This window comes from Collinsella sp. D33t1_170424_A12, from assembly GCF_015554865.1.
Taxonomy (GTDB): Bacteria; Actinomycetota; Coriobacteriia; order Coriobacteriales; family Coriobacteriaceae; genus Collinsella.
This window is the reverse complement of sequence record NZ_JADNJJ010000076.1, coordinates 1-10,292: the sequence shown is the minus strand read 5'-3', so window position 1 is coordinate 10,292 and position 10,292 is coordinate 1. Positions and strand designations below refer to the sequence as shown.

Here is a 10,292-nt window from a genome sequence, read left to right as displayed (position 1 = left end):
TATCTCCGCTGTCGAGCGCGCCCAGGGCACGCTCGAGAAGCACGGTGCCTTCACGGGCCGCTACGTCATCAACCCCGTTTCGGGCGCCAAGGTCCCCGTGTGGGTTGCCGATTACGTCATCTCCGACTACGGCACCGGCGCCGTCATGGCCGTTCCGTGCGGCGATGCACGCGACTTCGATTTCGCGAAGAAGTACGACCTGCCTATCGTTCCGATCATCCTCTCCGAGGACGACCCGCTGTACGAGGACCTCAAGGACGAGCGGGGCACCCGCGTGACCTCCGTCGATTGGGACGAGGCGCTCACCTGCGAGGGCACGCTGGTCCAGTCCGGCAAGTACACCGGCATGACGGGCGGCAAACACTCCGAGGGCGAGGCGGCCATCGTCGCCGACCTCGAGGCCGCGGGCACCGGCAAGCGCTCGGTCCAGTATCGCCTGCGCGACTGGCTCATCTCCCGTCAGCGCTACTGGGGCAACCCCATCCCGGCCATCCACTGCGAGCACTGCGGCATCGTTCCCGTGCCCGCCGATCAGCTGCCCGTGACGCTGCCCGAGAACCTCGACCTCGGCGCCGGCGAGACCCTTGCCGAGTGCCGCGAGTTCTACGAGTGCACCTGCCCCGTGTGCGGCGCGCCCGCCCGTCGCGAGACGGACACCATGGACACCTTTACGTGCTCCAGCTGGTACTACCTGCGCTATACCGACCCGCACAACACCGAGCTGCCCTTCTCGCGCGAGGCGGCCAACCGCTTCATGCCGGTCGACAACTATATCGGCGGCATCGAGCACGCCATCCTGCATCTGCTCTACAGCCGTTTCTTCACCAAGGCGCTGCGCGACATGGGCCTGCTCGACGTGGACGAGCCCTTCACCAACCTGCTGTGCCAGGGTATGGTGAAGGATGAGAACGGCGACACCATGTCCAAGTCCAAGGGCAACGTCGTGCCCCCGAGCTCGGTCATCGAGCCCTTCGGCGCCGACACGATGCGCCTCGCGATTCTGTTCATCGCCCCGCCCGAGAAGGATTTCGACTGGGACCCCAAGGCCGTCGAGGGCGCCAACCGTTTCATCAAGCGCGCTTGGCGTACGGTTTGGCAGCTCGTCGAGACGGCTGGGAACGGCGCCGCGCTCGACAAGGCGGCCCTTTCCAAGCCCGCGCTCGAGCTCTACCGCGAGCGCCATCGCACGCTCGCCCGCTGCACCGAGGACTTTGATCGCGGCCAGTTCAACACCGCCATCTCGGCCATGATGGAGCTCGTGAACGCCGCGAACGCCTATCTCAACGCTGTTGCCGTCCACGAACGCGATGCCGCGCTCACGGAGATGATCGCTACCGACATCGTCTCCGTCCTGGCTCCGATCTGCCCGTTCGCGTGCGAGGAGCTGTGGCACGCGGCCCTCGGCCGCGAGGGGAGCGTCTACACCGCCCCGTGGCCCGAGTTCGACGTCGCCGAGGCCGCGGCCGACGAGGTGGAGATCGCCGTCCAGGTGCTTGGCAAGATGCGCGCCCGCGTGATGGTGCCGGCCGGTGCCGACGCCGCCGCCATGCAGGCCGCCGCCGAGGCCGCCGTGTCCAAGCATATCGAGGGCAAGACGGTCGTCAAAGCCATCTGCGTGCCCGGCAAGCTGGTCAACCTGGTTGTCAAATAAGCCACGGGAGCTGCTGTACGTGTTTACTTTGTGATGAGTTCCACTCCGTTCATCCTGAAAACCGGGTGGTTTCGCCGAATATTTGCACGTAGTTGGCGTTCATGGTACAGTTATCACGTAATTGAAGCTGTTTCGTAAGAGGGAGTGGGGTTTCGGCCCCGCTTCCTTTCTTGTATGAGGAGGTGTTGCATGGTCAAGAGCAAGCTCGAGCAGTCGATCATCGACGCGCTGGAGGAGGTCGCATCCGTGCACGGCATCGATATCGTCGATGTCGAGGTTGTGGGCGCCACCAAGGCGCCGTGCGTTCGCGTTCGCATCGATCGCTTGGACGGCGAGGCCATCTCGCTCGACGACGTGACCGCGCAGAACGCTTGGGTGTCCGATTGCGTCGAGGGCCTGGACCCCATCTCGGGTTCCTACACGCTCGAGGTGTCGAGCCCCGGCATGGCGCGCCCGCTGCGCCGTCCGAGCGATTTCGAGCGCTTCACGGGCGAGCAGGTCGAGCTCACCACGTTGGCCACGCAGGGTCGCCGCGCCTTCAAGGGCGCCATCGCAGCGGTGACGCCCGATGACGTCACGCTTTCGCTTGACGGCGAGGACCCCGACACCGTCACCATTCCCTTTGCAGAAGTCAAGAAGTGCGTCTTGAAGCCGGTGTTCGACTTCAAGTCCAAGAAGGAGGAGAACTAATGGCATCCGATATGATGGACGCGCTGATGGCGCTTTGCCAGGAGAAGCACATCGACCAGCTCTACCTCATCGACCGCCTCGAGCAGTCGCTGGCCAAGAGCTACGCCGAGATCCTGCATCTCGATTGGGGTGCGAAGGTCACCATCGATCGTTCTTCCGGCAAGATCTACGTCTACAAGCTCATCCCCATCGATGATTCCATGGACGAAGAGGGCAACTACACCGAGTGGGAGGAGATCGACGTCACCCCGCGCGACACCTCCCGTATCGCCGCCCAGCATGCCAAGGCGGAGATCAACGCCATCGTGCGCAACTCCGCGCGCGAGCAGATCTTCGAGGAGTTCTCCGGCCGTATCGGCGACATCATCAACGGTACCGTCCTGCAGTCCACGCCCGACTTCACCATCGTGAAGATCCGCGAGGGCGTCGAGGCCGAGCTGCCGCACTTCGACCAGCGTCGCTACGAGGGCGAGCGCAACGAGCGTCCGCAGGGCGAGCGCTATTCGCACAACCAGCGCCTCAAGGCCGTGATCATCGACGTGCGCGACCCCAATTCCAACCTGCAGCCCGTCCGCGGCGAGCACTCCCGTCCGCCCATCGTGGTCTCCCGTACCCATCCCGCGCTGATTCGTCGCCTCTTCGAGCAGGAGGTTCCCGAGATCTACGAGGGTACCGTCGAGGTCAAGTCCATCGCGCGCGAGCCCGGCATGCGTTCCAAGGTCGCCGTCCACTCGCTGGACGACCGCCTCGATCCCGTGGGCGCCTGCGTCGGCCCCAAGGGTAGCCGCGTGCGCGCCGTCGTCTCCGAGCTGCGCGGCGAGCGCGTCGACGTCATCCTGTGGGATGCCGACCCCGCCGTCTACGTTGCCAACGCCTTGTCGCCGGCTAAGGTGAGCCGCGTGCTCATCGATGCCGAGAAGAGCTACGCCGGCGTCATCGTCCCCGACGACCAGCTTTCGCTCGCCATCGGCAAGGAGGGCCAGAACGCCCGTCTTGCCGCGCGTCTCACCGGTTGGCACATCGATATCAAGAACGAGACGCTTGCTGCCGATATCCTTAAGAACGTGCCCGTGCCCGCCGCTCCCGAGGAGGATCTGCTGGCTCCGGTCGAGGATGACGAGCCCGAGCGCTGCGCGCACGTGGGCGAAGACGGCATTCGCTGCCGCAACCAGGCCCGTCCCGGCTCTCGTTTCTGCGGCGTCCACGACGACATCGAGCTCGTCGACTCCGCGTCCGACATCATCGACGAGGCTGACGACCTCATCTAGCGTGTTATGCGCTGCCCGTTTTGTTTTGTATGAGCACGCATGTGCTTGAGAGGTAGGTGAATGGCGTATGGCGAAAGTTCGCGTTTCAACCCTGGCCAAAGAGTTCGGCATGACGTCCAAGGAGCTCCTGGACCATCTTGCCGAGATGAAGATCCCCGCGAAGTCGGCGTCGAGCGCGCTCGAGGACGCATACGTTTCCATGGTGAAGAAGAAGCTCGCCCCGGTGCTCGAGGCCCGCGCGGCCGAGATCGAGGCCGCGAAGAACGCCGAGAAGGAGGCAGCTGCCGCCGAGGAGGCTGCTGCCAAGGCGAAGGCCGAGGAGGAGCGTCTGGCCGCCGAGGCCCGTCGCGAGGAAGAGCGCCGTCTCTCCCTTGCCGCCCAGGCCGCCGAGGAGGCCGCGCGCGCGGCTGCCGAGGAGGAGGCCCGCGAGGCCGCCCGCCGCGAGCGCGAGCGCATCAAGCAGGAGGAGCTCGAGGCTAAGCGCCGCGCCGTTCCCGCTTCCGATTCCGGCTCGCGTTTCCGCTCCCTGCTCGACCAGATCGCGGCCCAGGAGGTCGTGCTGAAGGAGAAGAAGGAAGAGGACGCGAAGAAGCAGTCCGCCGCCGCAGCTGAGCGTCCCGCCCGTCGCGGTCGCGGTGCTCGCGGCGAGCGCGGCGGCCGCGACGACCGCTCCGAACGCTCGTCCGCCCCGCGTCGCTCCAGCGCCGCGCCGTCCGTCCCCGCGGGCGTCGACTTCCCCAACCCCGACAAGGCCGCCAAGGGCGGTAAGAAGCGCAAGGGCGCCCAGCACGTCGAGGAAGACCGCTACACGCGCATGGCGCGCGAGGCGGAGGAATATAGCCGCGAGAAGGTTCTCGAGCAGGCGCGTGCCGCCGTCGAGGAGGCTTCGCGCGAGTCCACCGGCCGCCGCAAGAAGCGTAAGGAGAAGCGTCAGGCCGAGGCCGCCGCTGCCGCCGAGGAGCGCAAGCTCGAGGAGGCCCTGGCCCAGGGCATCAACCCCGAGGACCTCGATGCCGTCAAGGTTTCCGAGGGCATCACGGTAGCCGAGCTGGCCGAGGCGCTCGACGTCTCCGCCAACGACATCATCAAGCGCCTGTTCCTGCTGGGCACGCCGCTTACCATGACGCAGACCATGAGCAACGACCTCGTCGAGCTCGTGGCCGACGACATGGGTCGCAAGGTGCGCATCGTCACCGCCGAGGAGGAGAACTCCTTCAGCTTCTACGACGATCCCAAGGACCTCAAGCCCCGCCCGCCCGTGGTCACCGTCATGGGCCACGTCGACCATGGTAAGACCAGCCTGCTCGACGCCATCCGCCATACCAACGTGTGGAGCGGCGAGGCCGGCGGCATCACCCAGCACATCGGTGCTTCCGAGGTCGAGATCAACGGCCGTCAGATCACGTTCGTCGACACCCCGGGCCACGAGGCGTTTACCGCCATGCGTGCCCGCGGCGCCAAGATCACCGACGTCGTCGTGCTGGTCGTCGCTGCCGACGACGGCGTCATGCCCCAGACCATCGAGGCTATCAACCACTCCAAGGCGGCGGACGTGCCCATCATCGTCGCCGTCAACAAGTGCGACAAGGAAGAGGCCAATCCCGACCGCGTTCGCCAGATGCTCACCGAGTACGGTATCATCCCCGAGGAGTGGGGCGGCCAGAACATGTTCGTCAACGTCTCGGCGAAGAAGAACATCGGCATCGACGAGCTGCTCGAAACCATCATCCTGCAGGCCGACGTGCTCGAGCTCAAGGCCAACCCCGATACGTTCGCTTCGGGCAACATCATCGAGGCCAAGCTCGATCGCGGCCGCGGTCCCGTGGCCACCGTCCTGGTGACGCGCGGTACCCTGCGCGTGGGCGACACCATCGTCGCCGGTACGAGCTACGGTCGCGTCCGCGCCATGCTCGACCAGCACGGCCAGCACAAGGACGAGGCGCGTCCCTCCGATGCCGTCGAGATCTTGGGCCTCAACTCCGTTCCCGCCGCCGGCGACGAGTTCCGCGTCTTCGAGGACGAGCGCGATGCGCGCAACCTCGCCGACGAGCGCTCGCTCAAGGCGCGCATCGAGGAGCAGAACAAGGTCAAGCACGTCACCCTTGAGACCCTGTTCGAGGAGATGAGCCAGAACGAGCTCAAGGAGCTCAACCTGGTGGTCAAGGCCGATACGCAGGGCACCATCGAGGCTCTGGCCGACTCCATCGGCAAGATGGACCAGTCCGAGGTCCGCATCAACATCATCCACTCCGCCGTCGGCGCCATCTCCGAGACCGACGTCTCGCTGGCAGCCGCGTCCAACGCCATCATCATCGGCTTCGGCGTGCGCCCGCAGGGCAAGGCCCGTGACGCCGCGGAGAAGGAGAGCGTGCAGATCAAGACGTACTCGATCATCTACAAGGCGATCGAGGACATCGATGCCGCCCGTATCGGCATGCTGGCTCCCACCGAGGAAGAGGTCCAGACCGGTTGCGCCGAGGTCCGCGACACGTTCCGCGTGCCCAAGGCCGGCCTCATCGCGGGCTGCATGGTCACCGAGGGCGAGATCAGCCGCGACGACAAGGTTCGCGTCGTGCGCGACGGCGTCGTCATCTTCGACGGCGTCTTCGGTTCCATGCGCCGCTTCAAGGACGATGTCAAGACCGTCAAGAACGGTTACGAGTGCGGTCTGGGCATCGAGAAGTTCCAAGACATCAAGGTGGGCGACGTCTTCGAGGCGTACAAGATCATCGAGGTCGCCCGTACCGAGTAGCGAAGGAGGGCTACCGTGAAGCAGAACAATGCAACCCGCCGGCTCGGCGAACAGCTTCGCGAGAAGCTCGGCTATATCCTGTTGTTCGAGATCTCCGATCCCCGGCTCGACCTGGTCACCATCACCGGGGTGGAGGTCTCCATCGATCGCTCGTTCGCGCGTATCTTCGTGACCTGCGATGGCGATCGCTACGAGGAGGTGCTCGAGGCGCTCGCCTCTGCCAAGGGCCGCATGCGCAGCCTGTTGGCCCGAACGCTCGACTGGCGCGTGACGCCCGAGCTCGATTTCAGGATCGATCGCTCGACGGACGAGGCGGAGCGCATCGCCCGCGCCCTGGAGAACGTTCCCGAGACGCTCGCCGTCGAGAAGGACGAGGAGGGCTATCCCGTTCAGTCCGCGGTGGCCGATGGGGACGTTGCGAACGCTATCGATGAGGAGTCGCATGAGTAGCACCTCGCGGTGCATGGCGCGCAGCACCACTCCCGATATGTGGGATATGGTCATCGAGCACATCGAAGGAGCCCGCTCCATCGCCATCTCGGGTCACACCAACCCGGATGGCGATGCGCTGGGCTCTGCCCTTGGATTGGGTCTGTCGCTCAGGATGGCGTTTCCTTCCAAGCAGATCGTCTTCCTATTGGCCGATGACGCACCGGTTCCGCGCGTCTACCGTTTCATGGAGGGCACCTGCGATATGGTTCCCGCGTCGCGCTATACCGAGAAGCCCGATCTGTTTATCTCGGTGGACGTTCCCGTCCTGAGCCGACTTGCCGATTCCGCCGCCGTTGCAAAGCGCGCACTCGGTCGCGTCGTCATAGACCACCATCCTTCTCACGATGAATTCGGCGACGCTTCGGTGCGCGTCACCAGCGCAGCCGCCACCGCCGTGCTTGTCGAGGAGCTGCTCGAGGCCGCGGGGTACCCCTGCACGCCGCAGATCGCAACCTGCCTCATGACGGGCCTGGTTACCGATACGGGTAGGTTCCAGTACCAGAATGCCAACCCGTCGGCGTTCGCCTGCGCTTCGCGCCTGGTCGATGCCGGCGCCGAGCCCGCGCGCATCGCTCTCGAGGTCTACCAGAGCCAGCGCATCGAGTACCTTCGCCTCGAGTCGATCGTCATGGGACGCATCGGAACCCGCGCGGGTGGACGCGTGGCGTTTAGCTACGCGTACGCCGCCGACCTCTCGAGCTGCGGGGTGTCGTCCGATGAGTGCGACGGCTTGGTCGATGTGGTGCGCACGGTTCAGGGGAGCCAGGTGTGCCTGTTCCTGAAGGAGACCGAGCCCGGTGTGATCCGCGGAAACCTTCGCTCCAAGGGGCATTGGGACATCTCGTCCATCGCCGTCGAACACGGCGGCGGGGGCCATTCCGCCGCTGCGGGCTTCACGGTCGAGGGCAGGTCGGTCGAAGATGTGCTCGATTCGATTCTTCCACAGCTCGAGGCGCTTGTCTGCGCGCCCGATAGCGCTTGCGACACAGGGGACGTCCATGGCTAAACGCAAACCATCGCAACTCAATCTGCTTCTCGCACTCGATAAACCGCTGGGCTGCACGTCGCATGACGTTGTGGCCCGCGTTCGTCGTAGCGTGTCCGAGCGCCGCGTCGGCCATGCCGGCACGCTCGATCCCCTGGCCACCGGCGTGATGCTTGTCGGCATCGGTCAAGCTACGCGCTTGCTCGGCCAGCTCACGCTCGACGAAAAGAGCTATATCGCCGACATCGGCTTCGGTTTCGAGACCAATACCGACGACGCCGAGGGCGAGCCCACGCGCACGGCGCCCGTCGACCCGCGCCTGCGCGACGCTGCGTTTGCCCGTGCCGTCCTGCAGGGGTTCCTCGGCCGTTCCGAGCAGGTTCCCCCCGCCTTCTCCGCGATTTCCGTCGACGGCGTCCGGGCATACAAGCGCGCCCGCTCAGGCGACGAGGTCGAGCTGCCCGCACGTCCCATCGAGGTTCGGTCCGCCGACCTCATCGCTCTTCGCGACGAGGAGGATGGCCAGCTTACCTGGACGGTTGTGTTTACGGTGAGCAAGGGCACCTATATCCGCGCGCTCGCCCGCGACATCGGCCGCGCAGCGGGTTCAGCGGCGCACGTCTCCGCGCTTCGCCGTACGGCTTCGGGCGGCGTCGGGCTCGGCTCGTGCCTGCCGGTCGACGTGCTCGATGCCGAGCTTGCGCGCGAGCGGGCCCTCGACCCCGTGTCCGTATTGGGTTTGGAGCCTGTTGCGCTTTCCGACTCCATGCTTGAAGATGTGCTGCTCGGCCGACGCGTTGCCTGCTCGAATGCCAGCCGCCTGGAAGATGGATCGCGCGTCGGGTTGGTGCATGACCGCCAGCTCCGCGCCCTCGCGCGCGTGGAGGCTGGCTGGTTCGTTATGGAGCAGGTGTTTCCGCAGGGGATCGAGGGGGTGCGTTCATAGTGGTCGATGCCTCCTCGCTTGCTGCCGATCTGTGCTGCCTGCGCCCCGCTGCGCCGGTGTACCGCCTTGCTGCTTATGGCGAGCCCGGTGCGCAGGCGCCGTCTATTCCGTCCGAGCCCGTTTCGTGCGCCGTCGCCATCGGTGCTTTCGATGGCTGCCATATCGGCCATCAGGAGCTTCTTCGCCGCACCGTAGCCTATGCCCGCGACCATCGCGTGGCTGCAGTCGCCGTGACGTTCGATCCCGATCCCGATGAGGTCGTCAGCAGCCATCCGGCGCTCAAGCTGAGCGCTCGCTGCGACCGTCTACGCGCCCTTGCCACGAGCGGTGTCGACGCGGTCGTGGTCGTCCCGTTCACGATGCCCCTTGCCGGCCTGGGCCACGAACAGTTCTTCGGCGACGTGCTCGCGCCGGCCCTCGATGTCCGCGCGGTTCACGTGGGCAGTGACTTTCGCCTGGGTGCGCGCGGCGCCTCGACCGTCGACGTCATTTCGGCATGGGGCTCCGAGCGCGGAATCGAGGTGGTCGGCCACGACTTGGTTCGCGATGGCGCGTCCGCCGTTACCGCGACGCGCATCCGCGAGCTGGTCGCACACGGCGACGTTCGCTCCGCTGCCGCCGAGCTCGGCCGCCGCTACCTGGTGCGCGGCCGCGTTCGCGCTGGCCGCGGGCAGGGAACGGGTATGGGCTTTCCCACCGCTAACATCGAGGTTCCCCGCGGCATTCGCATGCCGCTCGATGGCGTCTACGCCGGGTTCGCCGTGTTGGACGAGGAGGCTGGCTACGAGGTGTGGACCGCCGCCATCAACGTCGGCATTCCGCCCATGTTCTCGACGAGCTCGTTGTCGGCGGGGCTCGAGGCGAATCTTCTTGGCTATTCGGGCGACCTTTACGGTCGCGAGATCGCGATTCTGTTCGACCGCCGGCTGCGCCTGTCCGGTTCGTTCGCGTCGGTCGACGAGCTCATCGCAACGGTCAAGGGCGATATCGATACCACGCGGGCGCTACTCGGTGATGCCCGGACGGTGATCGCCCGTGATTAGCGACGAGGAGAAGGATCGCGTCCGCGACGCCACCGATCTGGTCGAGCTCGTCCAGGAGACCGTCGTGCTTAAACCGCGCGGCAACAACGACCTATGGGGATGCTGCCCGTTTCACGGAGAGAAAACCCCGTCGTTCCACGTTATCCCCGCGACGCAGGTGTGGCATTGCTTCGGCTGCGGCGAGGGGGGAGACGCGTTCACGTACGTGATGAAGCGCGAGAACCTCAGCTTTCCCGACGCCATCCGCTATCTCGCTGACCGCGCGGGCATCGAGATCCAGGAGACGCGCTCCGCGCGCCAGGGTACCAAGCGTTCCCGTCTCGTCGACGTGTGCGAGGAGACGTCGCTGTTCTACCACACCATGCTCATGCGGGGAAAAGATGGTCGCGGCCGCGAGTATTGCAAGCAACGCGAGCTCGGTGGCGACGTATGCCGTCGGTACCGACTGGGTTATGCTCCGGGCCG

General features: G+C 65.8%; 9 protein-coding genes. All 9 read left to right on the top strand.

Features of this window, described 5'->3' with window-relative positions; genetic code table 11:
* The coding region (gene leuS, locus I2E26_RS03735; protein ID WP_195419656.1) for a leucine--tRNA ligase at nt 1-1,651 on the top strand (1,651 nt) is incomplete at its 5' end.
* Nucleotides 1,652-1,840: 189 nt separating this feature from the next.
* The gene (gene rimP, locus I2E26_RS03730) at nt 1,841-2,341 is read left to right on the top strand and encodes a ribosome maturation factor RimP (protein ID WP_195419655.1); all 501 of its coding nucleotides are present in this window, start codon (nt 1,841-1,843) and stop codon (nt 2,339-2,341) included.
* Nucleotides 2,341-3,609 carry a transcription termination factor NusA gene (gene nusA / locus I2E26_RS03725; protein WP_147588381.1) on the top strand — a complete coding sequence of 423 codons (1,269 nt, stop codon included), beginning with the start codon at nt 2,341-2,343 and terminating at the stop codon, nt 3,607-3,609. Before rimP ends, nusA begins: the two co-directional genes overlap by 1 nt.
* 67 nt (nt 3,610-3,676) lie before the next feature.
* A complete protein-coding gene (gene infB / locus I2E26_RS03720; protein WP_195419654.1) occupies nt 3,677-6,361 on the top strand; it encodes a translation initiation factor IF-2 in 2,685 nt (894 codons plus the stop codon).
* 15 nt (nt 6,362-6,376) lie between these two features.
* Nucleotides 6,377-6,811 (top strand): 30S ribosome-binding factor RbfA, encoded by a 435-nt coding sequence (gene rbfA / locus I2E26_RS03715; RefSeq protein ID WP_147588379.1) that lies wholly within the window; start codon nt 6,377-6,379, stop codon nt 6,809-6,811.
* Nucleotides 6,804-7,859, top strand: coding sequence for a bifunctional oligoribonuclease/PAP phosphatase NrnA (locus I2E26_RS03710; protein ID WP_195419653.1), 1,056 nt, complete (start codon nt 6,804-6,806; stop codon nt 7,857-7,859). The genes rbfA and I2E26_RS03710 overlap by 8 nt, the downstream gene beginning before the upstream one ends.
* Nucleotides 7,852-8,784: a tRNA pseudouridine(55) synthase TruB gene (truB, locus tag I2E26_RS03705; RefSeq protein WP_195419652.1), complete on the top strand. Its 933-nt coding sequence runs from the start codon at nt 7,852-7,854 to the stop codon at nt 8,782-8,784. The genes I2E26_RS03710 and truB overlap by 8 nt, the downstream gene beginning before the upstream one ends.
* Entirely contained in the window at nt 8,784-9,827 is a 1,044-nt protein-coding gene (locus tag I2E26_RS03700) for a riboflavin kinase (RefSeq protein ID WP_370551435.1), read from the top strand. Before truB ends, I2E26_RS03700 begins: the two co-directional genes overlap by 1 nt.
* A partial coding sequence (locus tag I2E26_RS03695; protein ID WP_370551434.1) for a CHC2 zinc finger domain-containing protein occupies nt 9,820-10,292 on the top strand: 473 nt, incomplete at its 3' end. The genes I2E26_RS03700 and I2E26_RS03695, both read left to right, overlap by 8 nt.